General features: G+C 71.1%; 23 protein-coding genes and 1 pseudogene. 20 read left to right on the top strand and 4 right to left on the bottom strand.

Translation table 11 applies throughout. The features are described 5' to 3' along the window. From AC5WRT_RS27845 to AC5WRT_RS27830, 4 genes are all read left to right on the top strand, one after another. Positions 1 to 346: MBL fold metallo-hydrolase (locus tag AC5WRT_RS27845; RefSeq protein ID WP_496096790.1), on the top strand; the 346-nt coding region annotated here is incomplete at its 5' end. Between the two features lie 255 nt (positions 347 to 601). Then, positions 602 to 964: a bifunctional 3-phenylpropionate/cinnamic acid dioxygenase ferredoxin subunit gene (locus tag AC5WRT_RS27840; protein WP_496096789.1), complete on the top strand. Its 363-nt coding sequence runs from the start codon at positions 602 to 604 to the stop codon at positions 962 to 964. Next, positions 961 to 2,124 (top strand): NAD(P)/FAD-dependent oxidoreductase, encoded by a 1,164-nt coding sequence (locus AC5WRT_RS27835; protein WP_496100713.1) that lies wholly within the window; start codon positions 961 to 963, stop codon positions 2,122 to 2,124. Before AC5WRT_RS27840 ends, AC5WRT_RS27835 begins: the two co-directional genes overlap by 4 nt. Before the next feature lie 130 nt (positions 2,125 to 2,254). Continuing rightward, entirely contained in the window at positions 2,255 to 3,388 is a 1,134-nt protein-coding gene (locus AC5WRT_RS27830) for an aromatic ring-hydroxylating oxygenase subunit alpha (protein WP_496096787.1), read from the top strand. Positions 3,389 to 3,475: 87 nt separating this feature from the next. Here the strand turns inward: AC5WRT_RS27830 and AC5WRT_RS27825 are convergent, their stop codons facing one another. After that, the gene (locus AC5WRT_RS27825; RefSeq protein ID WP_496096786.1) at positions 3,476 to 4,273 is read right to left on the bottom strand and encodes an IclR family transcriptional regulator; all 798 of its coding nucleotides are present in this window, start codon (positions 4,271 to 4,273) and stop codon (positions 3,476 to 3,478) included. Positions 4,274 to 4,425: 152 nt separating this feature from the next. On the opposite strand from AC5WRT_RS27825, the gene betA reads away from it, so the two are divergent. The 14 genes from betA to AC5WRT_RS27755 all read left to right on the top strand — a co-directional run bounded on the left by betA (position 4,426) and on the right by AC5WRT_RS27755 (position 23,498). Next, positions 4,426 to 6,096 (top strand): choline dehydrogenase, encoded by a 1,671-nt coding sequence (betA, locus tag AC5WRT_RS27820; RefSeq protein WP_496096785.1) that lies wholly within the window; start codon positions 4,426 to 4,428, stop codon positions 6,094 to 6,096. 3 nt (positions 6,097 to 6,099) lie between these two features. Beyond that, positions 6,100 to 6,936: a methylenetetrahydrofolate reductase gene (locus AC5WRT_RS27815; RefSeq protein WP_496096784.1), complete on the top strand. Its 837-nt coding sequence runs from the start codon at positions 6,100 to 6,102 to the stop codon at positions 6,934 to 6,936. Between the two features lie 144 nt (positions 6,937 to 7,080). Further along, entirely contained in the window at positions 7,081 to 8,550 is a 1,470-nt protein-coding gene (locus AC5WRT_RS27810) for an aldehyde dehydrogenase family protein (protein WP_496096783.1), read from the top strand. 21 nt (positions 8,551 to 8,571) lie between these two features. Beyond that, the gene (locus AC5WRT_RS27805) at positions 8,572 to 9,663 is read left to right on the top strand and encodes a quaternary amine ABC transporter ATP-binding protein (protein WP_496096782.1); all 1,092 of its coding nucleotides are present in this window, start codon (positions 8,572 to 8,574) and stop codon (positions 9,661 to 9,663) included. After that, positions 9,663 to 11,633: an ABC transporter permease gene (locus AC5WRT_RS27800; protein ID WP_496096781.1), complete on the top strand. Its 1,971-nt coding sequence runs from the start codon at positions 9,663 to 9,665 to the stop codon at positions 11,631 to 11,633. Before AC5WRT_RS27805 ends, AC5WRT_RS27800 begins: the two co-directional genes overlap by 1 nt. Before the next feature lie 13 nt (positions 11,634 to 11,646). Continuing rightward, on the top strand, positions 11,647 to 12,612 hold the full coding sequence (locus tag AC5WRT_RS27795; RefSeq protein ID WP_496096780.1) for an ABC transporter substrate-binding protein: 966 nt from the start codon (positions 11,647 to 11,649) through the stop codon (positions 12,610 to 12,612). A gap of 219 nt (positions 12,613 to 12,831) precedes the next feature. Then, positions 12,832 to 15,270, top strand: coding sequence for a GcvT family protein (locus AC5WRT_RS27790; protein ID WP_496100712.1), 2,439 nt, complete (start codon positions 12,832 to 12,834; stop codon positions 15,268 to 15,270). 102 nt (positions 15,271 to 15,372) lie between these two features. Next, entirely contained in the window at positions 15,373 to 16,233 is an 861-nt protein-coding gene (locus tag AC5WRT_RS27785) for a bifunctional methylenetetrahydrofolate dehydrogenase/methenyltetrahydrofolate cyclohydrolase (protein ID WP_496096778.1), read from the top strand. Further along, entirely contained in the window at positions 16,230 to 17,513 is a 1,284-nt protein-coding gene (glyA, locus tag AC5WRT_RS27780) for a serine hydroxymethyltransferase (protein WP_496100711.1), read from the top strand. Before AC5WRT_RS27785 ends, glyA begins: the two co-directional genes overlap by 4 nt. After that, the gene (locus tag AC5WRT_RS27775; RefSeq protein WP_496096776.1) at positions 17,510 to 18,742 is read left to right on the top strand and encodes a sarcosine oxidase subunit beta family protein; all 1,233 of its coding nucleotides are present in this window, start codon (positions 17,510 to 17,512) and stop codon (positions 18,740 to 18,742) included. Before glyA ends, AC5WRT_RS27775 begins: the two co-directional genes overlap by 4 nt. Before the next feature lie 11 nt (positions 18,743 to 18,753). Next, positions 18,754 to 22,008, top strand: a complete 3,255-nt coding sequence (locus AC5WRT_RS27770) for a sarcosine oxidase subunit alpha family protein (RefSeq protein WP_496100710.1) — start codon at positions 18,754 to 18,756, stop codon at positions 22,006 to 22,008. Further along, positions 22,001 to 22,603, top strand: a complete 603-nt coding sequence (locus AC5WRT_RS27765) for a sarcosine oxidase subunit gamma (protein WP_496096774.1) — start codon at positions 22,001 to 22,003, stop codon at positions 22,601 to 22,603. The genes AC5WRT_RS27770 and AC5WRT_RS27765 overlap by 8 nt, the downstream gene beginning before the upstream one ends. Before the next feature lie 202 nt (positions 22,604 to 22,805). Beyond that, positions 22,806 to 23,183 carry a bifunctional 3-phenylpropionate/cinnamic acid dioxygenase ferredoxin subunit gene (locus AC5WRT_RS27760; RefSeq protein WP_496096773.1) on the top strand — a complete coding sequence of 126 codons (378 nt, stop codon included), beginning with the start codon at positions 22,806 to 22,808 and terminating at the stop codon, positions 23,181 to 23,183. 36 nt (positions 23,184 to 23,219) lie between these two features. Next, entirely contained in the window at positions 23,220 to 23,498 is a 279-nt protein-coding gene (locus tag AC5WRT_RS27755; RefSeq protein ID WP_496096772.1) for a dihydropteroate synthase, read from the top strand. Positions 23,499 to 23,551: 53 nt separating this feature from the next. Here AC5WRT_RS27755 and AC5WRT_RS27750 read toward each other — a convergent pair whose 3' ends face one another. From AC5WRT_RS27750 to AC5WRT_RS27740, 3 genes are all read right to left on the bottom strand, one after another. Continuing rightward, a complete protein-coding gene (locus AC5WRT_RS27750) occupies positions 23,552 to 24,349 on the bottom strand; it encodes an IclR family transcriptional regulator (protein ID WP_496100709.1) in 798 nt (265 codons plus the stop codon). A 114-nt stretch (positions 24,350 to 24,463) separates the two neighbouring features. Continuing rightward, positions 24,464 to 25,336: a formyltetrahydrofolate deformylase gene (purU, locus tag AC5WRT_RS27745; protein WP_496096770.1), complete on the bottom strand. Its 873-nt coding sequence runs from the start codon at positions 25,334 to 25,336 to the stop codon at positions 24,464 to 24,466. 129 nt (positions 25,337 to 25,465) lie between these two features. Further along, positions 25,466 to 25,978: an IclR family transcriptional regulator domain-containing protein gene (locus AC5WRT_RS27740; protein ID WP_496096769.1), complete on the bottom strand. Its 513-nt coding sequence runs from the start codon at positions 25,976 to 25,978 to the stop codon at positions 25,466 to 25,468. Between the two features lie 360 nt (positions 25,979 to 26,338). Between AC5WRT_RS27740 and AC5WRT_RS27735 the strand changes: the two are divergent. Together AC5WRT_RS27735 and AC5WRT_RS27730 are read left to right on the top strand one after the other, a co-directional pair. Further along, a pseudogene (locus tag AC5WRT_RS27735) lies at positions 26,339 to 26,413 on the top strand (hypothetical protein); the annotation flags it as partial. A 160-nt stretch (positions 26,414 to 26,573) separates the two neighbouring features. Next, the gene (locus AC5WRT_RS27730) at positions 26,574 to 26,711 is read left to right on the top strand and encodes a hypothetical protein (protein ID WP_496096800.1); all 138 of its coding nucleotides are present in this window, start codon (positions 26,574 to 26,576) and stop codon (positions 26,709 to 26,711) included. The last annotated feature ends 17 nt before the right edge of the window (positions 26,712 to 26,728 follow it).

Genomic DNA, 26,728 nt, shown 5'->3' with positions numbered 1-26,728 from the left:
ACAGACCCATCCCGACCGGGCGCCCGACGGCGAGCTGGCCGACGGGCAGCGCCTGGCCGTCGCCGGTGTGGAACTGACCGTGCTGCACACCCCGGGGCACGCCCCGGGGGCCGTGTGCCTGTACGCCCCGGGGCTCTCGGCGCTCTTCAGCGGCGACACCCTGTTCTCCGGCGGGCCTGGGGCGACGGGACGGTCGTACAGCGACTTCCCGACCATCATCCGCTCGATCGAGCGCCGTCTGCTCACCCTGCCCGAGGACACCGTCGTGCACACCGGTCACGGCGAGACCACCACCCTCGGCGCCGAGGCGCCGCATCTCGAGGAGTGGATCGAGCGCGGTCACTGACCGCCCGGCGGCAAGCGGCCCTGCGCCGGTGACGGACCGAAGCGGACGACACCGGCGCAGGGCCGCTCGCCGTACCCGTGCATGCCCGCTCCCCCTCGCGCTGACCTGTGCTTTCGAGGCCGCTTCGGCCTGCCCCGACACCGCGCGCCGCACACCCTGTGAACCGCTTTGCGGATGCCTTGACAACCCTTCAGGGCGGCCCCAGACTGGCGTTGCGCTAATCGCAATCCGTTTCGCTATACGCACCGAGGTGTCATGATGATTCCCGCGTGCCGCCTCGCGGATCTGCCGCGAGGCGAGGCCCACCGGCTCGACATCGACCCGCCGGTCTCGGTGTTCCACACCGAGGACGGCGAGCTCTTCGCCATCGACGACACCTGCACCCACCAGGACGCGTCGCTCGCCGACGGCTGGCTGGAGGGCTGCGAGGTCGAGTGCCCGCTGCACGCCTCGAAGTTCGACCTGAGGACCGGGGCCGTGGACGCGCCCCCGGCCAAGCTCCCGGTCCGTACCCACGAGGTCGTCGTCGAGGACGGCACGGTCCACGTGCGGCTCTCCACCGAGGCGCCGAACCTGCCGCCGTGCGTCGCCGCCCGCCTGGCCCAAGGCCCCGCGTGAGGACCGTCGCCGTGGTGGGTGCCTCGCTGGCCGGTCTGTCGGCCGCGCGCTCACTGCGGAAACGGGGCTACGACGGCCGGCTGGTGATCGTCGGCGACGAGCTCCACCGGCCCTACGACAGGCCGCCGTTGTCGAAGGAGTTCCTGGCCGGTGCCATCGGTGAAGCGGAACTGGCGCTGGAGACGGACGACGACGATCTGCGGGCGCAGTGGGTGCTCGGCGCCCGCGCCACCGGACTCGACCGCACCGAGCGAACCGTCCGGCTCGCCGACGGCCGTGAGATACGCGCCGACGGCGTGGTCATCGCCACCGGCGCGGCCGCCCGCACCCTGCCCGGCACCGAGTGTCTGGCCGGCGTCCATGTGCTGCGCACCCTCGACGACGCCCGCGCCCTCAGGGACGACCTGGCCCGCGGCGGACGGGTGGTGGTGATCGGTGGCGGATTCATCGGCGCCGAGGTCGCCTCCACCGCGCACGCCCTCGGACGGGACGTGGCCGTGGTCGAGGCGGCCCCGACGCCGCTGGCCGGACCGCTGGGCGCGACCATGGGCAAGGTCGTCTCCGCCCTCCACGCGGATCACGGTGTGCGTCTGCTGTGCGGCGTGGGGGTCAAGGCGCTGAGCGGAGAGCACCGGGTCGACGCCGTGCTGCTGGAGGACGGCCGCACCGTCCCCGCGGACACCGTCGTCGTCGGCGTCGGCGCACGTCCCTGCGTCGAGTGGCTGGAGGGGTCCGGCGTCGCACTGGACAACGGAGTGAGGTGCGGCGTTGACGGCCGGACCAGCCTCGCCGGGGTGGTCGCCGTCGGCGACTGCGCCAACTGGTACGACCCGCGCACCGGGGCCCACCGCAGGGTCGAGCACTGGACCGGCGCACTGGAACGTCCGGACGCCGCCGTCGCCGCACTGCTCGCGTACGGCGCCACGGAACCGGCTGTGCCCGGCCCGCCGTACTTCTGGTCCGACCAGTACGGCGTGAAGATCCAGTTCGTCGGGCATGCCGCCGGCGCCGACAGTGTGACGGTCGAGGAGGGCTCGGTCGGCGACCGCAGCTTTCTCGCGGTCTACCGCAAGGACGGCCGGGAGGTCGCCGTGCTCGGCATGAACCAGCCGAGGCTGTTCACCCGCCGGCGCAAGCGGTTCACCGCCGCAGCGTCTTGACACCACTCCTGCGCCACCCCATGCTGCGTTGCACATGAAACGCAGTGTTGCTTCATACACAACGCTGACCGGAGTCGCTCTTCCCGGCGCGTGACCTACCGATCCACGACGTTCCCCCGAGGAGTGCACCGTGACCTCGACCAGCCTGCCGGACAGCCTGATCGCCACCCTCCCCGGCTCCGCCTACACGGACCCCGGCATCTTCGCCCAGGAACAGGAGCGTGTCTTCGAGGCGATGTGGTTCTGCGTCGCGCGCGCGTCCGACCTGGCCAGGCCCGGTGCCTTCCGTACCGTGGACGTGGGCCGCGAGAGCATTCTCGTCACCCGGGCCCGGGACCACTCGATCCGCGCCTACTTCAACGTCTGCCGGCACCGCGGCGCCAAGCTGTGCACGGAGGAGACGGGCGAGGTGAAGCGGGCCTTCCAGTGCCCGTATCACGCCTGGACCTACGACCTGAACGGCAAGCTCGTCGCGGCGCCCAACCTGACCAAGATGCCCGACGTCGGCCGCACCGAGTACGGCCTGGTGACCGTGGCCGTCCGTGAATGGCTCGGCTACGTCTGGGTGTGCCTGGCGGAGAACCCGCCCTCCTTCGAGGAGGACGTGATGGGGGCGGTGGTGGAGCGGCTGGGCGACACCGAGTCGATCGAGCGCTACGACGTCGCGAACCTCTCGGTGGGCCGGCGGATCGTCTACGACGTCAGGGCGAACTGGAAGCTCATCGTCGAGAACTTCATGGAGTGCTACCACTGCGCCACCATCCACCCCGAACTCACCGAGGTCCTGCCGGAGTTCGCCGACGGCTACGCCGCGCAGTACTACGTCGGCCACGGCGCGGAGTTCGGTGCGGACGTGCAGGGCTTCACCGTGGACGGCTCCGAGGGGCTGGACCGCATCCCCGGTGTCTTGGAGGAGCAGGACCGCCGCTACTACGCGATCACGGTCAAGCCGCAGGTGTTCATCAACCTGGTGCCCGACCACGTGATCTTCCACCGCATGTACCCGGTGGCCGTCGACCGCACGATCGTGGAGTGCGACTGGCTCTACCTGCCGCACGTCGTTCAGAGTGGCAAGGACGTCAGCCGGTCGGTGGAACTGTTCGACCGGGTCAACCGCCAGGACTTCGACGCCTGCGAACGCACCCAGCCCGGGATGAGCTCGCGCATGTACGCCAAGGGCGGCGTGCTCGTACCCAGCGAGCACCACATCGGCGCCTTCCACGACTGGGTGAACGGGCGTCTCGGCACGCCGCAGCAGCGGTGACGCCGCGACGGGGCGCCGTCGAGGAGGGACGGCCGTGGCCCGCGCGGGGGGCGGACGCGGGCCGTGCGGCGGTCGTGCTCCGGGTGGTCAGCCGAGGTATCCCATCCGGTGGCTGATCTCCTCCGCGCCCTTGACCAGCAGCGGAGCCAGTTCGTGCATGCGTTCCTCGGTGAACCGGTACGAGGGTCCGGAGGCGCTGATCGACGCGATGACCTGGCCCTCCCGGTCACGGATCGGGGCGGCCACGGCGTGCAGGCCGATCTCCAGCTCCTCCAGCGTCCAGGCGTAACCGCGCTCCCGGGCCTCGGTGAGGTTCTTCTCCAGCCTCGCCTTCGAGGTGATCGTGTGCGGAGTCAGCTTCTTCAGGCCGGCCTCCGCGAGCAGCGCGGCGCGTTCCTTGGCCGGCAGGTGGGCCAGCATGATCTTGCCGCTGGAGGTGGCGTGCAGCGGGGTCAGCTGGCCGACCCAGTTGTGCGCGGTGATGGCGGACTGGCCGCGCACCTGGTAGAGGTTGATCGCATAGTGCTCCTGCATCACGGCGATGTTGACGGTCTCGCCGATCTCCTCCGCCAGCCGCTCGCACACCACGCGGCCCTGCTGCGTGATGTCGATGCGGCCCGTGACGGCGCCCGCCAGGCGTACGATGCCGAAGCCGAGCGAGTACTTCCCCCGCTCGCCCGACTGCTCCACGAGGCCGCGCGCCTCCAGGGCGCCGAGCAGGCGGAAAGCGGTCGACTTGTGCACGTCGATCTCGGCAGCCACCTCGCTCACACCGGCCTCGCCGCGCTGGGCCAGGATCTCCAGCACGCTGATGGCCCGGTCGACGGACTGCACTCCGCCGGGCGGTGAACCGTTCGTTTCCGTATCCGGACTGTAGTTGCTCATGGCGGAACTATACGCGGAGTAAACAACACTCCTGCAAGTAACGCCCTGTGCACAAAGATCTTACAAGTTGCGTTGTTCGCAACCTGGTGCGTATAGCGGCACCCGTATTAGCATGCCCGGCACATCACAAGGCGCGAGCGAGACGAGGCATCATGGCTCCCTTGCAGTACGACTTCGTCATCGTCGGCGGTGGATCGGCCGGCAGCGCACTGGCCGCCCGGCTGTCGGCCGACCCCGCCAACCGGGTGCTGGTCCTGGAGGCGGGCCGCTCGGACTTTCCCTGGGACGTCTTCATCCACATGCCCGCCGCGCTGACCTACCCCATAGGCAGCCGCTTCTACGACTGGAAGTACGAGTCCGAGCCCGAGCCCCACATGGGCGGCCGGCACATCTACCACGCCCGCGGCAAGGTGCTCGGCGGATCCAGCAGCATCAACGGCATGATCTTCCAGCGCGGCAACCCCATGGACTACGAGCGCTGGGCGGCCGGGCCCGGCATGGAGACCTGGGACTACGCCCACTGTCTGCCGTACTTCCGCCGCATGGAGAACTGTCTGGCCGCCGACCCCGACGACGAGTTCCGCGGCCACGACGGCCCCCTCGTCCTGGAACGCGGCCCGGCCACCAACCCGCTGTTCACCGCCTTCCTCAAGGCCACCCAGGAGGCGGGCTACGCCCCGACCGACGACGTCAACGGCTACCGGCAGGAGGGATTCGCGAAGTTCGACCGCAATGTCCACCGCGGGCGCCGGCTGTCCGCCTCCAAGGCGTACCTCCACCCCGCGATGAAGCGGCCGAACCTCACCGTGAAGACGCGCACCCTGGTCACCCGGGTGCTTTTCGAGGGCAAGCGGGCCGTCGGCGTCGAGTACCGGCGCGGCAGGGGCGCCGTCCAGCAGGTCCGTGCCGGTGAGGTCGTCCTGTGCGGCGGCGCCATCAACTCCCCGCAGCTGCTCCAGCTCTCCGGCGTCGGCAACGCCGCCGAACTGTCCGCACTCGGGATCGGCACCGTGCACGACCTGCCGGGCGTCGGCGAGAACATGCAGGACCACCTGGAGGTGTACGTCCAGTACGCCTGCAAGCAGCCCGTCTCCATGCAGCCCTACATGGCGAAGTGGCGGGCCCCCTTGATCGGACTGCAGTGGCTGTTCCGCAAGGGGCCCGCGGCCACCAACCACTTCGAGGCCGGCGGCTTCGCCCGCAGCAACGAGGACGTGGACTACCCCAACCTGATGTTCCACTTCCTGCCGGTCGCCGTCCGCTACGACGGCTCCTCGCCGGCCGGTGGCCACGGATACCAGGTGCATGTCGGGCCCATGTACTCGGACGCCGTCGGATCGGTGAAGATCAAGAGCAGGGACCCGCGGGTGAAGCCCGCGCTGCGCTTCAACTACCTGTCCACCGAGCAGGACCGCCGGGAATGGGTGGAGGCGATCCGGGTGGCGCGCAGGATCCTCAACCAGCCCGCCCTCGCGCCCTACAACGGCGGCGAGATCTCGCCCGGACCCTCCGTCGAGACCGACGAGCAGATCCTCGCCTGGGTCGCCGAGGAGGGTGAGACCGCACTGCACCCCTCCTGCACCTGCAAGATGGGCACCGACGACATGTCCGTCGTCGACCCGCTGAGCATGCGGGTGCACGGACTGGACGGACTGCGGGTGGTGGACGCCTCGGTGATGCCGTACGTCACCAACGGCAACATCTACGCGCCGGTGATGATGATCGCCGAGAAGGCGGCCGACCTGATTCTGGGCAACGAGCCGCTGCCCCCCTCCAAGGCCGCGTACTACCGGCACCGCGACGCCCAGAAGCAGGCCGGGTGAACCATGGCCGCCGAGGCCCTGCGGACGCTCCTCACCCGTGTCCGCTACGAGGTGCTGCCGGTGCGTGCGACGGAGGAGAAGGTCCTCGCCCATGTGCCCCGCGACGTCGTGGTCACGGTCACGGCGTCGCCGGTCAAGGGGCTGGAGCCGACGCTGCTCCTCACCGAGCGGCTGGCGGCACACGGGTACCGCGTGGTGCCGCACGTCCCCGCGCGGCTGCTGCGGGACGAGGCGCATCTGAAGGAGGTCGCCGAGCGGCTGCGCGCGGCCCGCGTCGAGGACGTCTTCGTCCCGGCCGGTGACGCCGATCCGCCGGCCGGGCCGTACCGCGGCGCGCTGCCGGTGCTGTGCGCGCTGGCCGGTCCGGGCGGCCCCTTCGCCGACCTCGGCATCACCGGTTATCCGGAGAGCCATCCGTTCATCCACGACGACATCACCATCCAGTCGATGTGGGACAAGCGGACGTACGCCACCTACATCGTCAGCAACCTGTGCTTCGATCCGCGCGTGCTCGGCGACTGGATCGCCCGGATCAGGCGCCGCGACGTCACGCTGCCCCTGTACGTGGGTGTCGCCGGCCCCCTGCACCGGGCGAAGCTGCTGTCGATGGCCACGAAGATCGGGGTGGGGGAGTCGACGCGCTTCCTCACCCGGCATCCGTCGTGGTTCCTGCGGTTCGCGGCACCCGGTGGATACGACCCCGAGCGCCTGCTCGCCCCCGGCGCTGCGGCACTCACCGCGTCCGCCGCGGCGGTGGCCGGGCTGCACGTGTTCACCTTCAACCAGATCGCCGAGACGGAGCGTTGGCGCCGTGCGGCACTGGATCGCCTGGCCGGCTGACGCGCAGCCGGGGGAGCGGATCGGGGACGGCGAAATCGAGACATGCCGACCTCTTGACGGACGTCAGTCGATTCGGCCAGGGTGTTCCACCACAAGCAATTGAATGCATAATGCGCAACGAATTCCGCTCGAAGGGCGCAGCGCGTGGCAGATCTGTATGTGGACGGAGAATGGCGCGCTCCGGTGGCCGGCGGCCACCGGGAGATCCGCTGTCCGGCCGACGGCACCCTGGTCGCGACGGTCTCGGAGGCGACCCGCCCCGACACCGAGGCGGCGATCGCCGCGGCCCGGCACGCTTTCGACGACGGCCCCTGGCCGCGGACCCCCGAGCGCGAGCGCGGCGCACTGCTGCTGCGCGCCGCCGGCGTCATCGAGCGCGACGCCAAGGAATTCGCCCGTGCCGAGTCCCTCGACACCGGCAAGCGGCTGGTGGAGAGCGAGTACGACATCGCCGACGTCGTCTCCTGCTTCCGCTACTACGGCGGCATCGCGGGCACCAGCGCCGGCCGGGTGGTCGACACCGGGCGGGACGACGCGCTGAGCCGGGTCACCTACGAGCCGGTCGGCGTCTGCGGACTGATCACTCCATGGAACTATCCGCTGCTGCAAGCGAGCTGGAAGGTCGCCCCGGCGCTCGTCGCCGGGAACACGGTCGTCCTCAAGCCCAGCGAGCTGACGCCCTCCACCTCGATCCTGCTGATGAAGGCACTCGAGGAGGCAGGGCTGCCGGCCGGCGTGGCCAACCTCGTGCTGGGAGCCGGCACCGAGGCGGGCGCGCCGCTCGCCGAGCATCCGGCCGTCGACATGGTGTCGTTCACCGGAGGCCTGCACACCGGGCGGCACCTCATGGCCACCGCCGCGGCGACGGTGAAGAAGGTCGCCCTCGAACTCGGCGGCAAGAACCCGAACGTGGTCTTCGCCGACGCGGACTTCGAAACGGCCGTCGACTTCGCACTCACCGCCGTCTTCCTGCACTCCGGGCAGGTCTGCTCGGCCGGCGCCCGCCTCGTCGTCGAGGACTCGGTCCACGACGCCTTCGTCGACGAGGTCGTACGCCGGGCCCGGCGGATCCGGCTCGGCGGCCCCTTCGACCCCGAGGCCGAGACCGGGCCGCTGATCTCCGCACAGCACCGGGAGAAGGTCGAGGCCCACGTCGCCGCCGGCCTCGCCGAGGGCGCCGTCCTGCGCTGCGGCGGCGCACGCCCCGACGACCCCGCGCTGGCGCACGGCTTCTACTACCCGCCGACCGTCCTGGACGAGTGCCGCCAGGACATGCTCGTGGTGCACGAGGAATCCTTCGGACCCGTACTCACCGTCGAGCGCTTCCACGACGAGGACGACGCCGTCCGCATCGCCAACGACACGGAGTACGGCCTCGCGGGGGCCGTCTGGACCCAGGACGCGGGCAAGGCCCAGCGGGTGGCCCGCGGGTTGCGCCACGGCACCGTGTGGATCAACGACTATCACCCCTATGTGCCGCAGGCCGAATGGGGCGGCTTCGGACACTCGGGCGTGGGCCGCGAGCTGGGACCGGCCGGCCTCGACGAGTACCGAGAGCCCAAGCACGTCTGGCAGAACATCCAACCCCGGCCGCAGCACTGGTTCCGCGGCTGACCGCCGAAGAGAGGCCCGATCATGACCCCAGCCCAGACCGAGGTGTCGCGGCCGAGCGACACGTCCCAGGAGCCCCAGGCGCGTACCCCGGTCATCTCCGTGCGCCGGCTGTGGAAGGTGTTCGGACCCAGGGCCGACGAGGTGCCGGGCTCCACGGAGCTGTGCGGGCTCAGCCGTCGCGAGCTCATGGACCGCACCGGGTGCACCGCCGCCGTACGGGATGTCGGCTTCGACGTGTCTCCCGGCGAGGTCTTCGTCGTCATGGGCCTGTCCGGCTCCGGGAAGTCCACCCTGGTGCGCTGCCTCACCCGGCTGATCGAACCCACTGCCGGAGAGGTCGTCTTCGAGGGCGAGGACATCCGCGGCGCCGACGCGAGGCGGCTGCGCGAGCTGCGGCGCAGCAAGTTCTCCATGGTCTTCCAGCACTTCGGTCTGCTGCCGCACCGCAGGGTCGTCGACAACGTGGCGTTCGGCCTGGAGATACGGGGCATGGGCAGGGCCGAGCGCACGAGGAAGGCCCTGGAGGTCGTCGAACTGGTGGGCCTGGCCGGATACGAGAACTCCTACCCCGACCAGCTCTCCGGTGGTATGCAGCAGCGCGTCGGCCTCGCCCGGGCTCTCGCCGGCGACCCGGACGTCCTCTTCTTCGACGAGCCGTTCTCCGCGCTCGATCCGCTGATCCGCCGTGACATGCAGAGCGAGGTGATCCGCCTGCACCACGAGGTCGGCAAGACCATGGTGTTCATCACCCACGACCTGTCCGAGGCCCTGAAGCTGGGCGACCGCATCCTGATCATGCGGGACGGCAAGACGGTCCAGTGCGGCACCGGCGACGAACTCGTCGGCGCCCCCGCCGACGACTACGTACGGGACTTCGTCAAGGACGTGCCGCGCGGCGACGTCCTCACCCTGCGCTGGATCATGCGCCCCGCCGGACCCGGCGACGCCCTGGACGGGCCCGAGCTGGGGCCGGACGTGGTGGTGCGCGAGGCCACCCGCGCGGTGCTCGCCGCCGAGAAGCCCGTCAAGGTCGTGGAGAACGGCAAGCTGCTGGGCATCGTCGGCGACGAGGAGATCCTCTCCGTCGTCGCCGGGCAGGAAGGCGGTGCGTGATGGCCGTCGCCGACGCGACCGCGCCGGTCGCGACCATACGGCGGAAGGTCGGCCGCCCCATGGTGGTGGCCGCGATCCTGCTCGGCTGGCTGGTGCTCTTCGCCGTACTGCGCGGCCGGCAGACCCTGGCCCTCGCGGCGGCCGACCTCACCGGTCTGCACCGCCGGCTGAACGACCTCAACGACAGCATCGGGGCCAGCCGCAACTCGAACCCGCTCTTCCTGTACTTCTTCAACGAGATCCGGTTGGCCATCGACAACCTGGTCACCTTCGTCCAGTCGCTGATCTCCCAGCCCACCGGCACCCGCCCCGTCCCGCAGATCGGCTGGCTCGGCGTCGTCGGACTCACCGGCTATGTCTCCTGGGCCGTGGGCAACTGGCGGGTCGCGCTGCTGGCGGTCGCGGGCTTCACCTTCTTCGGGCTCCAGGGTCTGTGGCAGGAGAGCATGGACACTCTCGCGCTGACCGTGTCCGCGGTCCTCGTGGCGCTGCTCATCGGCATCCCGCTGGGCGTGTGGGCCGGTCTGTCCGACCGGTTCAACCGGATCATGACGCCCTTCCTGGACTTCATGCAGACGATGCCGACCTTCGTCTACCTCGCCCCGCTGACCCTGATCTTCCTCATCGGCGGCGCCTCCGCCGTGATCACCACCGTCATCTACGCGGCACCGCCCGCCATCCGCATCACCGCGCACGCCATCCGCTCGGTGCCCGAGACCACCGTCGAGGCGGCCGACTCGCTCGGCACCACGCGGTCGCAGCAGTTGCTGAAGGTGCTGCTGCCGATGTCCAGGCGCACGGTGGTCATGGGCGTCAACCAGACCATCATGGCCGCCCTGGCCATGGTGACCATCGCCGCCCTGATCGACGCGCCCGGCCTCGGCAAGACCGTCGTCCAGGCCCTGCAGTCGCTCGACGTCGGTACGGCGTTCAACGCCGGCCTCGCCATCGTCGTCATGGCCATCGTGCTCGACCGGGTGACCACCGCCGCGGCCGCACGCACCGAGGCCCGCCGCACGGACGGCCGTCTGCTGAAGTGGCGCCGACCGCTGCTGGTGACGGGCGGCATCGGGGCCGCCGTCCTGGTGTACCTGTCCCACACCTACGTCTGGGCGGCCGAGTTCCCCGGAGGCGGCGGCACCGGAAGCCGCATCGCGAGCGCGGCCGACACCGCGACCACCTGGCTGCAGGACCATCTGTCGGGGCTGACCAACGGTCTGCGGAACGTCATCACCAACGGTCTGCTCAACCCGTTCCAGACGCTCCTCACCGACTCCCCGTGGTGGCTGGTCGGCATCACCCTGGTCGCGCTCGGCGCGGTGCTCGGCGGCCGGCGCGCCGCCGCGACGGCCGCGGTGTGCGTCGGGCTGCTGGTCGGCACGGGTGTGTGGTCCGACGGCATGACGACACTGGCCTCGACCGCCGTCGCCACGGTGCTGGTGATGCTGCTCGGCGTCGTCTTCGGCGTGTGGATGGGGCGCAGCCGGCTGGTGGACCGGGTGGTGCGGCCCACCCTGGACGCCGCGCAGGTCATGCCGCCGTTCGTCTATCTCGTGCCGTTCCTGGCCCTGTTCGGCGCCACCCGGTTCACCGCGATCGTCGCGGCCGTCGTGTATGCGGCGCCCGTCGCCATCAAGATCATCGCGGACGGTGTGCGGAACGTGTCCGAGGCCACCGTGGAGGCGGCCACCTCCTCCGGGTGCAACACCTGGCAGATCATCACCAAGGTTCAGCTGCCGATGGCACGCAGCGCCCTGACCCTCGCCACCAACCAGGGTCTGATCTACGTGCTGTCGATGGTTGTTGTGGGCGGCCTGGTAGGGGCAGGCGCCCTCGGCTACGACGTCGTGGCCGGGTTCTCGCAGGGAGAGCTGTACGGCAAGGGGCTGGCGGCCGGACTCGCCATCGTACTGCTCGGAGTCATGTTCGACCGGATCACGCAGGCTGCGGCGCGACGCACCAGGGCATAAGGAGCACGACACCATGGCACATCACTGGCGAGCCGGCGCGGCCGGCCTGGCCGTCCTCGGCCTCACCCTCACGGCCTGCTCGGGGGCGAAGGTCGGCGACAGCACCTCGGCCGGCGCGAAGTCCTCGGGCGGCAAGTGCGGCACCTTCAACCTGGCCGTCAACCCGTGGGTCGGCTACGAGGCGGACGCGGCGGTCGTCGCGTACGTGGCGCAGCACGACCTCGGTTGCACGGTCGACAAGAAGGACCTGAAGGAGGAGATCGCCTGGCAGGGCTTCGGGACCGGTGAGGTGGACGCCGTTCTGGAGAACTGGGGCCACGACGATCTGAAGAAGAAGTACATCACCGAGCAGAAGACCGCCGTGGAGGCGGGATCGACGGGCAACAAGGGAGTGATCGGCTGGTTCGTGCCGCCGTGGCTGGCCAAGGCCCACCCGGACATCACCGACTGGAAGAACCTCGACAAGTACGCCGCCAACTTCAGGACCTCCGAGTCGGGCGGCAAGGGCCAGCTCCTCGACGGCGACCCGTCGTACGTCACCAACGACGCGGCGCTGGTGAAGAACCTGAAGCTGAACTTCAAGGTGGTGTACGCGGGCAGTGAGACGGCGCTGATCCAGGCCTATCGCACCGCCGAGAAGAACAAGCAGTGGATGATCGGCTACTTCTACGAGCCGCAGTGGTTCATGTCGGAGGTGCCGCTGGTCAAGGTGAACCTGCCCAAGTACACGACGGGGTGCGACGCCGACGCCGCGAAGGTCGCCTGTGACTACCCGGTCTACGACCTGGACAAGATCGTCAGCGCGCAGTTCGCCAAGTCGGGCGGTCCCGCCTACAAGCTGGTGAAGAACTTCAACTGGACGAACGAGGACCAGAACACCGTGGCCAGGTACATCGCGGTGGACAAGATGTCGGACGACGCGGCGGCCAAGAAGTGGGTCGACGCCCACCGCGACAAGGTCGACGCCTGGCTGAAGTAGTCCGGGGTCGGAGCGGCCGGCTGATGACGCCCGGCGGGCGGTGTGCACCTGCGCGCACCGCCCGTCGGGCGTTGCCGTCGCCGGGGCCGTTTTCCGGCCTGTTTTCCGACGTCACCGACCCCTTGACACCCTTCACGGCGACAGGCACATTGAGTTGCGTAACCTGAATCAGGTTGCGCAGAAAGCAACTGAACCGGTCTCAAGTTCGGAGGTTGGGCGATGGCGGGACCCCGAGTGGTGATCATCGGAGCGGGTGTCGTGGGAGCAGCCCTGGCGGACGAGATCTCCGCGCGCGGCTGGACCGAAGTGACGGTGGTCGACCAGGGCCCTCTCCCGGCCACCGGGGGCTCGACCTCGCACGCCCCGGGCCTGGTCTTCCAGACGAACGCCTCGAAGACGATGACGGAACTGGCTCGCTACACCGTGGAGAAGTTCTGCTCCCTCGACGTGGACGGCAAGCCCTGCTTCCTCCAGGTCGGCGGCCTCGAGGTGGCCACCAGCCCCGAGCGGCTCGCCGAACTCCGGCGCCGCCACGGCTGGGTCACCGCCTGGGGCGTCGAGGCGCGCCTGCTGAGCCCCGACGAGTGCGTGGCCCAGCACCCGCTGGTCGACCGGGACAAGGTCCTCGGCGGTCTCCTGGTCCCCACCGACGGCCTGGCCAAGGCCGTGCTCGCCGTCGAGGCTCAGATCCGCCGGGCCACCGAGCGCGGCGTGCGCTTCCTCCCCCGCCACGAAGTCCTCGACATCCGGCAGAGCGAGGGCCGCGTCACCGGCGTGGTGACCGACCACGGCGAGATCGACGCCGACGTCGTCGTGTGCTGTGCCGGCATATGGGGCCCGAAGATCGCCCGCATGGCCGGGATGAATCTGCCGCTCACCCCGCTCGCCCACCAGTTCGCCTGGACCGGCCCGGTCCCCGCCCTCGCCGGCCAGACCGAGGAGGCGGTCCGCCCGATCCTGCGCCACCAGGACGCCGACCTGTACTACCGCGACCGCTTCGACGGCCTCGGCATCGGCTACTACGGCCACCGCCCCATGCCGGTCTCCGCCGACGACATCCTCTCCGTGGACGAGGCCGAGGAGATGCCCTCGGTCCTGAAGTTCACCGAGGAGGACTTCGAGCCCGCCTGGACCGAGACGCAGTCCCTGTTGCCGGCGGCCAGGGAGGCGAAGGTCGAGGAGGGCATCAACGGCCTGTTCTCCTTCACCACCGACGGCTACCCGCTGCTCGGCGAGTCCCCGGACCTCAAGGGCTTCTGGGTCGCCGAGGCCGTGTGGGTCACCCACTCCGCGGGCGTCGGCCGGGCCGTCGCCGAGTGGCTGGTCGACGGCTACTGCTCCTCGTTCGACCTGCACGAGTGCGACGTCAACCGCTTCGAGCCGCACCAGTTGTCCCCGGAGTACGTCCTGGCCCGCGACTGCCGGAACTTCGTGGAGGTCTACGACATCCTCCACCCGCTCCAGCCTTCGGGTGAGCCGCGCCCGATCCGCACCAGCCCCTTCTACGCCCGCCAGCAGGAATACGGCGCGTTCTTCCTCGAGGCCAACGGCTGGGAGCGCCCTCAGTGGTACGAGGCCAACGCGCCCCTGGCCGAGGGCCGGGACATCCCCACCCCGAACGACTGGGCCGCCCGCTACTGGTCGCCCATCGTCGGCGCCGAGGCCCAGGTCACCCGCGAGAAGGTCGCCCTGTACGACATGACCGCCCTCAAGCGCCTGGAGGTGAGCGGCCCCGGCGCCGCCGAGTTCCTGGAGGGCCTCGTCACCGGCAAGGTCGCCAAGTCCGTCGGCTCGGTGACGTACACCCTGCTCCTCGACCACGACGGCGGCATCCGCAGCGACATCACCGTCGCCCGCCTCGCCCCCGGCCTCTTCCAGGTCGGCGCCAACGGCAACCTGGACCTCGACTGGTTCACCCGCCACCTGCCCGCCGACGGACGGGTCCAGGTCCGCGACATCACCGCCGGCACCTGCTGCATCGGCCTGTGGGGCCCGCTCGCACGCGAGGTGCTGCAGCCGCTCACCGACGAGGACTTCTCCGACGCGGGCCTGAAGTACTTCCGCGCCAAGCGCGCCTACATCGGCTCGGTCCCCGTCACCGCCATGCGGCTGAGCTACGTCGGTGAGCTGGGCTGGGAGCTGTACACCACCGCCGACCAGGGCCAGAAGCTGTGGGACACCCTGTGGGCCGCGGCCGAGCCGCTCGGCGGCATCGTCGCCGGCCGCGGTGCCTTCAACAGCCTGCGCCTGGAGAAGGGTTACCGCTCGTTCGGCACCGACATGACCTACGAGCACGACCCGTACGAGGCCGGCGTCGGCTTCGCCGTCAAGCTCGACAAGGGCGACTTCATCGGGAAGGCCGCGCTGGAGCGCCGCAAGGAGCACGTCCGGCGCAAGCTGAGCTGCCTCACCATCGACGACCCGCGGGCGGTCGTCATGGGCAAGGAACCGGTGTACGACGGCGACCGCGCCGTCGGCTACGTCACCAGCGCCGCCCACGGCTACACCGTCGGCAAGGGCATCGCCTACGCCTGGATGCCGGCGGACCTGGCCGTCCCCGGCACGACCGTGCACATCGGCTACTTCGGCCGGCGCGTGCAAGCGGTGGTGGCCGAGGAGCCGTTGTTCGATCCGGCGATGTCCCGGCTCCGTGGGTGAGAGGCTCGCGCCCCGAAGGGGTGCGGGGAAGTGCGCGATCAGCCACGACGCATCCGCAGACGCACGACAACGCCGGCCGCCCTGTCGGAAGGAGCACCGCCGATGACCGCACAACTTCTCGACGGCAAGGCTGCCGCGGCCGCCGTCCGGCGCGAACTCGCCGAGCGAGCGGCAAAGGTGACGGCAACGCAAGGGCGCCCTCCAGGACTGGGCACGGTCCTCGTCGGCGACGACCCCGGCAGCCACGCCTACGTCGCCGGAAAGCACCGCGACTGCGCGCAGGCCGGCATCGCCTCCCTGCGCCGGGAACTGCCCGCCGACGCCGGCCGGCGGCAGGTCGAGGACGTCATCGACGAACTCAACGCCGACCCCGCCTGCACCGGCTACATCGTCCAGCTCCCGCTCCCGCGCCACCTGGACGCGGGCGCCCTGCTGGAGCGCATGGACCCGGCCAAGGACGCCGACGGCCTGCACCCCGTCAACCTCGGCCGCCTCGTGCTGGGTGTCGACGCCCCGTTGCCCTGCACCCCGCGCGGCATCGTCGAACTGCTCCGCCGCCACGAGGTCCCGCTCGCCGGGGCCCGGGTGTGCGTGGTCGGCCGGGGCATCACGGTCGGACGGCCCATCGGGCTGCTGCTCACCCGCAGGTCCGTGAACGCCACCGTGACCCTGTGCCACACCGGAACCAAGGGCCTGGCCCGGCACGTGCGCGAGGCGGACATCGTCGTCGCGGCGGCCGGCTCGCCTGGACTGATCACCAAGGACATGCTGCGTCCCGGCGCGGCCGTCCTGGACGTCGGCATCACCCGCACCGAGCACGGGCTCGTCGGCGACATCCACGCGGAGGCCGCGGAGGTCGCCGGATGGCTCGCCCCGATGCCCGGAGGAGTGGGGCCCATGACCCGAGCGATGCTCCTCGCCAATGTCGTCGAGGCCGCCGAGAGGAACGCGAACGCCCTATGAACTCCCTGAACACCCGCCTCGCCGAGCTGGACCCGGAGGTCCACGAAGCCCTGCGCGCCGAGCTGCGCCGCCAGCAGACCACCCTGGAGATGATCGCCTCCGAGAACTTCGCGCCCACCGCCGTGCTGGAGGCGCAGGGCTCCGTCGCGACCAACAAGTACGCCGAGGGCTACCCCGGACGCCGCTACTACGGCGGCTGCGAACACGTCGACGTCACCGAACGGCTGGCGATCGAGCGCGTCAAGTCCCTGTTCGGCGCGGCCCACGCCAACGTCCAGCCGCACTCGGGCGCACAGGCCAACACCGCCGTGTTCTTCGCACTCCTCCAGCCCGGCGACACGATCCTCGGCCTCGACCTCGCGCACGGCGGCCACCTCACACACGGCATGCGCATCAACTACAGCGGCAAGATGCTCGACGTCGTCCCGTACCACGTCTCCGCGGCGGACCACCTCGTGGACCTGGACGAGGTGGAGCGGCTCGCCAAGGAGCACCGCCCCAAGATGATCATCGCGGGCTGGTCGGCGTACTCGCGGCAGCTGGACTTCGCGGCCTTCCGTCGGATCGCCGACGAGGTCGGCGCCCTCCTCATGGTCGACATGGCGCACTTCGCGGGCCTGGTCGCCGCCGGACTGCACCCGAGCCCCGTCCCGCACGCCCACGTGGTCACCACCACCACGCACAAGACCCTCGGCGGCCCCCGCGGAGGCGTCGTCCTCACCAACGACGCCGACCTCGCCAAGAAGATCAACTCGGCGGTGTTCCCGGGCATGCAGGGCGGCCCGCTGGAGCACGTCATCGCCGCCAAGGCGGTCTCCTTCAAGGTCGCCGCGTCACCCGAGTTCGCCGAACGCCAGTCCCGCACCCTGGCCGGCGCCCGTATCCTCGCCGAACGCCTCACCCGGCCCGACGCGGCGGCTGCCGGTGTGAAGGTGCTGACCGGTGGCACGGACGTCCACCTCGTCCTCGTCGACCTGCGCGACTCCGAACTCGACGGCAGGCGGGCCGAGGACCTCCTCCACGAGATCGGCATCACCGTCAACCGCAACGCGGTGCCCTTCGACCCGCGCCCGCCCATGGTCACCTCCGGCCTGCGCATCGGCACCCCTGCGCTCGCCACCCGGGGCTTCACCGAGGAGGACTTCGCCGAGGTCGCCGACGTGATCGCGCTCGCGCTCCAGCCGGAACCGGACGTGCCCGCGCTGCGCGCCCGCACCGAGGCACTCGCGGCCAAGCACCCGCTCTACCCCCACCTCTCGCACGACGGAGACGCCCGATGAGCCCCCGCACCCCCGGCGCGGACCTGCCCGACCACCCCGACTGGCTCTGGCGCACCCCCGAGCCCAGGCGGTCGTACGACGTGATCATCGTGGGCGGCGGCGGACACGGCCTGGCCACTGCCCACTACCTGGCCAAGAACCACGGCATCACCAACGTGGCCGTCCTGGAGAAGGGCTGGCTCGCGGGCGGCAACATGGCCCGCAACACCACGATCATCCGTTCCAACTACCTGTGGGACGAGAGCGCGGGCATCTACGAGCACGCCCTGAAGCTGTGGGAGGGGCTGGAGGAGGAACTGGACTACCCGATCCTGTTCTCCCAGCGCGGTGTGCTCAACCTCGCCCACAGCCTGCAGGACGTCCGCGACAGCGTCCGCCGCGTCGAGGCCAACCGGCTCAACGGGGTGGACGCCGAATGGCTGGACGCCGACGGGGTCAAAGAGGTCTGCCCGATCGTCAACACTTCCCCCGACGTGCGCTACCCGGTCCTCGGCGGCACCTACCAGCCGCGCGCCGGCATTGCCAAGCACGACTACGTCGCCTGGGGCTTCGCCCGCTCCGCGGACGCGGCCGGCATCGACATCATCCAGAACTGCGAGGTCACCGGCCTGGACACGGCCGGCGGCCGGGTGATCGGCGTCCAGACGTCCCTGGGTCCCATCGCCGCGGGCAAGGTGGCCCTGTGCTCGGCCGGCCACACCTCCGTCCTCGCCGCCATGGCCGGCATCGAACTGCCCCTCCAGAGCCACCCGTTGCAGGCACTCGTCTCCGAACTCCTGGAGCCGGTGCACCCGACCGTGGTGATGTCCAACGCCGTCCACGTGTACGTCAGCCAGGCGCACAAGGGCGAGCTGGTGATGGGCGCCGGCATCGACGCGTACAACTCGTACACCCAGCGCGGGGCGTTCCACGTCATCGAGGAGCAGATGTCGGCGGCCCTGGAGCTCTTCCCGGTCTTCGCCCGCGCCCATGTGCTGCGCACCTGGGGCGGCATCGTCGACGTCAGCCCCGACGCGTCGCCCGTCGTCGGCCTCACGCCGGTCGACAACCTCTACCTCAACTGCGGCTGGGGGACCGGCGGATTCAAGGCCACCCCGGGCGTCGGCTGGGTCTACGCCCACACCATCGCCCACGACACCCCCCACGCCCTGAACGCCCCCTTCTCGCTCGACCGTTTCACCACCGGCGCGCTCGTGGACGAGCACGGCGCTGCCGCGGTGGCCCACTAGGGAGCCGAACCATGCTGCTCATCCCCTGCCCGTGGTGCGGGCCCCGTGACGAGGCCGAGTTCCACTACGGCGGCCAGGCCCACGTCCCCTACCCCGAGGACCCCGCCGCCCTCACCGACGAGGAGTGGGCGCGGTACCTGTTCTTCCGCGACAACCCCAAGGGCCCGTTCGCCGAGCGGTGGAGCCATGCGGCGGGCTGCCGCAAGTGGTTCAACGCGGTGCGGGACACGTCGACGAACGAGATCCTGGCGGTGTACCGGGTGGGAGAGCCACGCCCGGTGACCTCTCGGCCGAGACCTTGGGAACCAGCCCGTCCGGCCCTTGGGGACGACGCCGTCGAGGCCGAAGCCGGGTCCGGCGGCGCGGCCCCCGGCCGGGGCGAAGAAGCGGAGCCCTTGGAGGACGGGAGGGGCGACGGGGGCGCTGCGTCCCTCAGCGGCTCCACCGCGGGCCAACCGTTCCGCACCCGCAGCGGCGGCCGCGTCGACCGCGACACCCCCCTCACCTTCAGCTTCGACGGCACCACCTACCAGGGCTACCGGGGCGACACCCTCGCGTCCGCCCTCCTGGCCAACGGTGTCATCCACGCCGCCACCAGCATCAGGCTCGGCCGTCCCCGCGGCATCTTCTCGGCCGGAGTGGAGGAACCCAACGCGGTCGTCCAGATCGAGGCCCCGTTCCCCGAGCCCATGCTCCCCGCCACGACCGTCGAGCTCTACGACGGTCTGGTCGCCGGCAGCCTCCCCGGCCAGGGACGCCTCGCCACCGAACCCGACCCCGCCCGCTACGACGCCGTACACGCCCACTGCGACGTGCTGGTCGTCGGCGCCGGTCCGGCCGGTCTGGCGGCGGCGGCCGCGGCGGCGAGCGGCGGCGCCCGCGTCATCCTCGCCGACGACCAGCCGGAGGCCGGCGGCAGTCTGCTCGGCACCGGCGAGCACCTCGGCTGGGTCCGGGCGACCAGCGCCCGGCTGGACGCCGCGCCCGAGGTACGGGTCCTGCGCCGCACCACCGTCTTCGGCCACTACGACGACAACCACCTGCTCGCCGTCGAGCGCCGCACCAACCACCTCGGCGCCGGCGCTCCCGAGAACGTCTCCCGCGAGCGCGTCTGGCGCATCCGCGCCCGGCGCGTGGTCCTCGCCACCGGCGCCCACGAGCGTTCGCTGGCGTTCGGCGACAACGACCGCCCCGGCGTGATGCTGGCGTCCTCGGCCCGCACGTACCTGCACCGCTACGCCGTCGTCCCCGGCCGGCACGCGGTCGTGTTCACCACCAACGACAGCGCCTACGCCGCCGCCCTCGATCTGGCGGCCGTCGGCGTCGACATCGCGGCGGTGGTCGACACCCGGCCGGAGCCCGGGGAGTGGGCCGAGCGGGCCCGGTCCGCCGGGATCGAGGTGCTCGCCGGACACGCGGTCATCGGCACGGAGGGCACCGCCCGGATCACCGCCGTGACGGTCGCCCCCTACGGCGAGTCCACCGGGCAGCGGGAGTTCGCCGCCGACCTGCTGCTGGTGTCCGGCGGATGGAACCCGGTCGCGCACCTGTTCAGCCAGGCGGGCGGCAAGCTCCGCCACGACGACGCCCTCGGCGCGTTCGTGCCCGACAGCTGCCGTCAGGCGGTGGAGGCCGCGGGCGGCGCGAACGGCGCCTTCGACCTCGCCACGGCCCTGGCGCAGGGTGCGTCGGCCGGTGTCCGCGCGGCCGAGGCGGAGGGCTGCACGGCCGAGGCGCCTTTGCTCCCGGCCGTGGCCGCCCAGCCGTACACCCCGCCCATGCAGGTCTTCACCGTCCCCGGCGACACCGGCGCCCCGCGGTTCGTCGACCTCCAGCGCGACGTGACGGTCGACGACCTGGCGCGGGCGACCGGCGCGGGCCTGCGGTCGGTGGAGCACACCAAGCGCTACACCACGGCCGGTACCGCGGGCGACCAGGGCAAGACGGGTGGTGTCCTGGCGAGCGGGGTCGTCGCCGAACTCCTCGGAGTGGACATCTCGGCGCTCGGCCTGCCCACCTTCCGGCCACCGTACGCCCCGGTGTCCTTCGCCGCCCTGGCCGGCCGCGACCGGGGCGCGCTGAGCGACCCGGTCCGCACCACCGCCCTGCACACCTGGCACGTCGAGCACGGCGCCCTGTTCGAGGACGTGGGCCAGTGGAAGCGGCCCCGGTACTACCCACGGGACGGCGAGGACATGGAGACCGCCGTGCTGCGTGAGTGCCGGGCCGCCCGCGAGGGCGTGACCTTCATGGACGCCTCCACGCTCGGCAAGATCGACGTCCAGGGCCCGGACGCCGCCCGCTTCCTCGACCGGCTCTACACCAACATGATGAGCACCCTGAAGGTCGGCATGATCCGCTACGGAGTGATGTGCCGCCTGGACGGGATGGTCTTCGACGACGGCACCGTCATCCGGCTCGCCGAGGACCGGTTCCTGGTCACGACCACCACCGGCAACGCGGCTGCCGTCCTGGACTGGATGGAGGAGTGGCTGCAGACCGAGTGGCCCGACCTGCGGGTCCACTGCACCTCGGTCACCGAGCAGTGGGCCACCGTGGCCCTGGTGGGCCCGAAGTCCCGCACGGTCCTCGGCTCGCTCGCGCCTCGACTGGCCGTCTCCAACGCGGACTTCCCGTTCATGGCGTGGCGGGACACGACGGTCGCGGGCATCGACGCGCGCGTGTGCCGGATCAGCTTCTCCGGCGAACTCGCCTACGAGATCAACGTGTCGCCGTGGGACGCCCGCAGGCTGTGGGAGGCGCTGTACGAGGCCGGCGCCCCGTACGGCATCACGCCTTACGGCACCGAGACCATGCACGTCCTGCGCGCCGAGAAGGGCTACCCGATCGTCGGCCAGGACACCGACGGCACGGTCACCCCGCAGGACCTGGGCATGGGCTGGGCGGTGTCCAAGAAGAAGCCCGACTTCATCGGCAAGCGCTCCTATGCCCGCGCGGACACCGTGCGGCCCGACCGCAAGCATCTCGTCGGGCTCCTCCCCGAGGACCCGTCCGTCCTCCTCCCGGAGGGCACGCATCTGGTCGCCCATGCAGAGCTGCCCGCCCCGCCCGTGCCGATGCTCGGTCATGTCACCTCCAGCTACCGTAGCGCGGCGCTCGACCGGACCTTCGCCCTCGCCCTGATCAAGGGCGGCCGGGAACGGGTCGGCGAACGGCTCTACGCGCCCGTCGGCGACCGGCTGGTCCCGGTGACCGTCGCAAGCCCCGTCCTCTACGACCCCGAGGGAGCCCGCCGCGATGGCTGACACCGCCCTGAGCCCATGGCAGCGCAGCCCCCTGGCAGACGCCGCCCACCGCCTGGCCGCCGCGACGCGCAGCTCCCGGGGCGCGATCCGGCTCGCCGAACTCCCCTGCCTGGCCCAGGTGAACGTCCGCCTCGACGCCAAGGGACCGGCGGCGGACGCCGTCGGACTCGCCCTGGGACTCCAGTTGCCCCTGGAGGCCAACAGCGTCGTGCACGCGGGCGACGCGACGGCGGTGTGGCTCGGACCCGACGAATGGCTGGTGGTGGGCCGGCCCGGCACCGAGCGTGACCTGGAGGGCCGGGTCCGGTCGGCGGCAGGTGACGAACCGGTCTCCGTCACCGACGTCTCGGCCCAGCGCACGACCCTGCTGGTGGCCGGACCCCGCGCCCGCGACCTGCTGGCCCACGGCTGCTCGCTGGACCTGCACCCGCGCTCCTTCGGTCCGGGCCGCTGCGCGCAGACGTCGCTGGCCCGCACCCAGGTCGTCCTGGTGGCCCGCGACCGACCGAGGGCCGGGTTCTGGGTGCTGGTGCGCTCCTCCTTCGCCGGCTACCTGGCGGACTGGCTGCTGGACGCGGCCGTCGAATACCGGTGAGCCGCCCGGCGGGGCGGCAGAGATGACCCGGCGGTGCCGGCCGACACGAACGGTCGGCCCGGCACCGCCGTTCCATGTCCACCGTGGCGCCGGGCGAACTCCCCCGAAGACCCGGCGACTTCTTGACAACGGGAGGGGCCGACCGCAGACTGGCGTTGCGTTGAGTGCATATAGTTTCTTAATACGCACCGAGGTGGTCCTCATGATTCCCGTGTGCCCTCTCGCCGATCTGCCGCGAGGCGAGGCGTTCCGGCTCGAGAACGACCCGCCCGTCGCCGTCTTCCACACCGATGACGGCGAGGTCTACGCGATCGACGACACCTGCACCCACCAGGACGCCTCGCTGGCCGACGGTTGGCTGGAGGGGTGCGAGGTCGAATGCCCGCTGCACGCCTCGAAGTTCGACCTGCGCACCGGCGGTGTGGACACACCCCCGGCCCGGCTGCCCGTGCGCACCCACCGGGTCGTCGTCCAGGACGGCATGGTCTACGTCGAGCTCTCCGAGGCCCCGCCGAACCTCCCGCCCTCCTGCGTCGCCGCCCGGCTCGGCGCCGTCCCGGTCGCCGGAGCCGGCGCGTGAGGACCGCGACGGGCGTCGAGCGGCCTCAGGTCTCGGGTGCGGCGCCGGACAACGACATGCGCGGCGCAGCAGGCGAATGCGGCTCTCGGGGCGTCCCGCAGGTCCTTCCTGGCTCAGGTGCCGGCCGACCCGGCGACGGGACGACCGAGGCCTGCGCCGTCACGGGACGCCGGGACCTGTGCCGTGTCCGTTCTCGCCGCCGCGCAGGGCGTCTGGTGCCTGCGCGTGCACGACGTCGCCTCGACCCTCGACGCGGCACGGGTGACCGCCCGTTGGGGCGCCGAGGCCGCTGCGTCGGCGCGGGCGCACCGGTGACGAGCGGGGCACCTGGTGGACGCCCGGAGCGCGGCTGAGTCCGCTGGGGCGCGTCAGCCGACGTAGCCCATGCGGTGACTGATCTCCTCCGCGCCCTTGATCAGCAGGGGCGCCAACTCGTGGATGCGCTCCTCGGTGAAGCGGTACGCGGGACCGGAGGAGCTGAGGGCGGCGATGACCTCACCGTGGTGGGAACGGACCGGGGCCGCCATGGCGTGCAGTCCGATCTCCAGTTCCTCCAGCGTCACCGCGTACCCGCGCTCCCGCGCCTCGGTCAGGTCGTGCTCCAGCTTCGCCCGGGTGGTCAGGGTGCGCTCGGTGTGCCTGCGCAGTCCCGAGGCCGCGAGCACCTCGTCGCGCTCCTTCGCCGGCAGATGCGCCAGCAGGATCTTGCCGCTGGACGTGGCGTGCACCGGAGTGAGCTGCCCGACCCAGTTGTGGGTGCCGACGGCCCCCGGCCCGCGCACCTGGTACAGGTTGACGGCGTAGTGCTCCTGCAGTACGGCGATGTTGACGGTCTCTCCGATCTCCTCGCTGAGCCGCTCGCACACCTCCCGGCCCTGCCGGGTGATGTCCAGGCGTCCGGTGACCGCGCCGGCCAGGCGCACGATGCCGAAGCCGAGGCGGTACTTGCCGCGCTCGGTGGCCTGCTCGACCAGGCCGCGCGCCTCCAGCGCTCCGAGCAGGCGGAACGCGGTCGACTTGTGGACGTCGATCTCGGCGGCGACCTCGCTGACGCCGGCCTCGCCGCGCCGGGCGAGGATCTCCAGCACGCTGACGGCACGGTCGACGGACTGCACCCCGTTCACCGCCGGAGCCGCTGTTTCGCTATCTGCGGTGTAGTTGCTCATAGCGCAACTATACGCACGCGGATGAGGGCGCGGCTAAGGGTCGCAACGGCTGGATGGGGGACCCGATGGGTCCTTGACGCCGACGGTCCCCCACACCCTAGGGCGGCGCGTTCGTCAGCGGAAGACGACCGTGCAGTTGCCGTTGGCCAGCACCCGGCTCTCGCTGTGCCACTGCACGGCGCGGGCAAGGACCCGGGCCTCCACGTCCCGGCCCATGGTGACCAGCTCGTCGGGGGTGTGGGAGTGGTCCACGCGCACGACGTCCTGCTCGATGATCGGGCCTTCGTCGAGGTCGGGCGTGACGTAGTGCGCCGTGGCCCCGACGAGCTTCACGCCGCGCCGGTGGGCCTGCACGTACGGCCGGGCGCCCTTGAAGCTCGGCAGGAACGAGTGGTGGATGTTGATGGCCCGGCCGTCGAGCCGCTTGCACAGGTCGTCGGAGAGGATCTGCATGTAGCGGGCGAGCACCACCAGGTCGATGTCCGACTCGGCGACGAGCTCCAGCAGCCGGGCCTCGGCCTCGTCCTTGGTCTGCCGCGTCACCGGGATGTGGTGGAACGGGACGCCGTAGTTCCGGGCCAGCGGCTCGAAGTCGCGGTGGTTGGAGACGATCGCCGGGATCTCGATGTTGAGCGAGCCGGTCGACTGGCGGAAGAGCAGGTCGTTCAGGCAGTGGCCGAACTTCGACACCATGATCAGGGTGCGGGTCGGGGTCGAGGCGTCGTGCAGCTGCCAGGTGATCCGGTAGGCCTCGGCGACCGGGTCGAAGTCGGTGCGCAGCAGCTCCAGGGATGTGGCCGGATGGGTGACCTCGAAATGGACGCGCATGAAGAAGCGGTCCTGCAGACGGTCGTCGAACTGCTGGCTCTCGAGGATGTTGCCTGAATGACTCACGAGGAAACCGGTGACCGCGTGGACGATTCCTGACCGGTCTGGGCACGAGAGGGTGAGGACGAACTCGCGGCCGGGCTGCGGACGAGGGGACATGACATCCTCCATTAATGCGTATTACGCAACCTTGAGAGTGATACGCAACATGGTCCGGTGCGGACAGCGGCCGGTCAAGAGGCTTGTTCTTCCAGGAGCAAGAAGATGCGTAGTGCGCAACAACTCGCCTCAGGGGTGGCCGAGATGGCCCAGCCGGCCGCAGATCTCCTGGCCTGCGGTCCGTACCGGCACGGGCACCTCCCGAAGCCGCCGCGCGGACAGGCGGAACGACGGCGCCCAAGCGCTGAGCGCGCTGCAGGCGCAGCCGACCGTGCGCGTGCTCGTCAACCGGGGCCTGAGGCTGCGGGGATCGGTGAGGGTGTGCGGTGGGCGGCGCTCCAGCCGTGCCGCGAGCCGCCTGCCGCGCTCGGGCAGGTGCGCCGGCAGGGCCTTGCCGCTGGAGGTGGCGCGCAACGGGGTGTGCCGGCCCAGCCGGTCGTGCGTGGTGAGGGCCGCCGGGTCTTCGCAGGCCGGGCGGCTGTGTCGAGGCAGGTTCAGCCGGACGGAGGCGGCGCCGGCCAGGCGGACGAGGCCCGGTCCGAGGCGGCACTCGCCGCGCGCCTCCGTCCGTTCGATGAGTCCGCGCGGTTCCACGTGGGAGTTCGTCCGGTCGACCTCTTGACACTGCTCGTCCAGAGGCATGACAGTGTGACTGTTGCTTATAGAGAAGTTAATTGCACATTGCGCAACAGATGCGGCTCGTTCCAGACCTTCCCCAGGCTCCTGGACCGTCGGCCCCCTCCGTCCCCTCGTCGACCGCTCCGATGCAGCGATCGGCCCGCCACCAAGAAAACCGGCCGAAACGTGCATTCGGCCGCCCTTCAGCGAGGAGATCGGCAGTGACGCACGAGGTACGCGCCGTCCTGGCCCGGAAGCAGGGTGTCCCGGTCTCGTTGGAGACCGTCCTGGTGCCCGACCCCGGCCCGGCAGAAGCGCCTGGTGCAGGTCCAGGCCCGCGGTGTCCGCCACACCGACCTGCACTGCCACGAGCGTCCCGTGGTCATGGGCCACCAGCCGGTGCACCCGGACGGCGGTCCGGTCGGCCAGGTCACCGGAGCCGCCCACGGCTGCACGACCGGCGCGCCCGTCGGCCACGCCCGGCCGCCGGCCGAGCACGCCGCCCCCGGCACCCCGGTGCCGCGCCGAGGTGCCGCCGTCACCTCAAAGACGCGGCCTGCATGTACACAACACCCCGCACGAGCACTTCGTCCCCGCCCGGCACCCGGACCATCCGCAGGTGATCGTGGCCTGCGGCTTCTCCGGCCACGGGTTCAAGTTCGTGCCCGTGATCGGCGAGATCGTCGCCGACCTGGCCGTCGACGGCACCACCCAGCACCCCATCGCCCTTGCCGACCCGCGCCGTGTGCGCGTCTGACACGCTCCGAGGTGATC

It is taken from the genome of Streptomyces sp. NTD91 (assembly GCF_059510455.1).
Note: the sequence above shows the minus strand (reverse complement) of the source record. Positions and strands in the feature narration are given on the sequence as shown.

Excerpts from the sequence above, each read along its gene's own strand:
- AC5WRT_RS27815 (WP_496096784.1), top strand. The coding sequence starts at position 6,100 with ATGGCCGCCGAGGCCCTGCGGACGCTCCTCACCCGTGTCCGCTACGAG.
- AC5WRT_RS27785 (WP_496096778.1), top strand. The coding sequence starts at position 15,373 with ATGACCGCACAACTTCTCGACGGCAAGGCTGCCGCGGCCGCCGTCCGG.
- purU (WP_496096770.1), bottom strand. The coding sequence starts at position 25,336 with ATGTCCCCTCGTCCGCAGCCCGGCCGCGAGTTCGTCCTCACCCTCTCG.
- AC5WRT_RS27760 (WP_496096773.1), top strand. The coding sequence starts at position 22,806 with ATGATTCCCGTGTGCCCTCTCGCCGATCTGCCGCGAGGCGAGGCGTTC.
- AC5WRT_RS27770 (WP_496100710.1), top strand. The coding sequence starts at position 18,754 with ATGCTGCTCATCCCCTGCCCGTGGTGCGGGCCCCGTGACGAGGCCGAG.
- glyA (WP_496100711.1), top strand. The coding sequence starts at position 16,230 with ATGAACTCCCTGAACACCCGCCTCGCCGAGCTGGACCCGGAGGTCCAC.
- AC5WRT_RS27795 (WP_496096780.1), top strand. The coding sequence starts at position 11,647 with ATGGCACATCACTGGCGAGCCGGCGCGGCCGGCCTGGCCGTCCTCGGC.
- betA (WP_496096785.1), top strand. The coding sequence starts at position 4,426 with ATGGCTCCCTTGCAGTACGACTTCGTCATCGTCGGCGGTGGATCGGCC.
- AC5WRT_RS27775 (WP_496096776.1), top strand. The coding sequence starts at position 17,510 with ATGAGCCCCCGCACCCCCGGCGCGGACCTGCCCGACCACCCCGACTGG.
- AC5WRT_RS27750 (WP_496100709.1), bottom strand. The coding sequence starts at position 24,349 with ATGAGCAACTACACCGCAGATAGCGAAACAGCGGCTCCGGCGGTGAAC.
- AC5WRT_RS27825 (WP_496096786.1), bottom strand. The coding sequence starts at position 4,273 with ATGAGCAACTACAGTCCGGATACGGAAACGAACGGTTCACCGCCCGGC.
- AC5WRT_RS27765 (WP_496096774.1), top strand. The coding sequence starts at position 22,001 with ATGGCTGACACCGCCCTGAGCCCATGGCAGCGCAGCCCCCTGGCAGAC.
- AC5WRT_RS27790 (WP_496100712.1), top strand. The coding sequence starts at position 12,832 with ATGGCGGGACCCCGAGTGGTGATCATCGGAGCGGGTGTCGTGGGAGCA.
- AC5WRT_RS27805 (WP_496096782.1), top strand. The coding sequence starts at position 8,572 with ATGACCCCAGCCCAGACCGAGGTGTCGCGGCCGAGCGACACGTCCCAG.
- AC5WRT_RS27740 (WP_496096769.1), bottom strand. The coding sequence starts at position 25,978 with ATGCCTCTGGACGAGCAGTGTCAAGAGGTCGACCGGACGAACTCCCAC.
- AC5WRT_RS27840 (WP_496096789.1), top strand. The coding sequence starts at position 602 with ATGATGATTCCCGCGTGCCGCCTCGCGGATCTGCCGCGAGGCGAGGCC.
- AC5WRT_RS27800 (WP_496096781.1), top strand. The coding sequence starts at position 9,663 with ATGGCCGTCGCCGACGCGACCGCGCCGGTCGCGACCATACGGCGGAAG.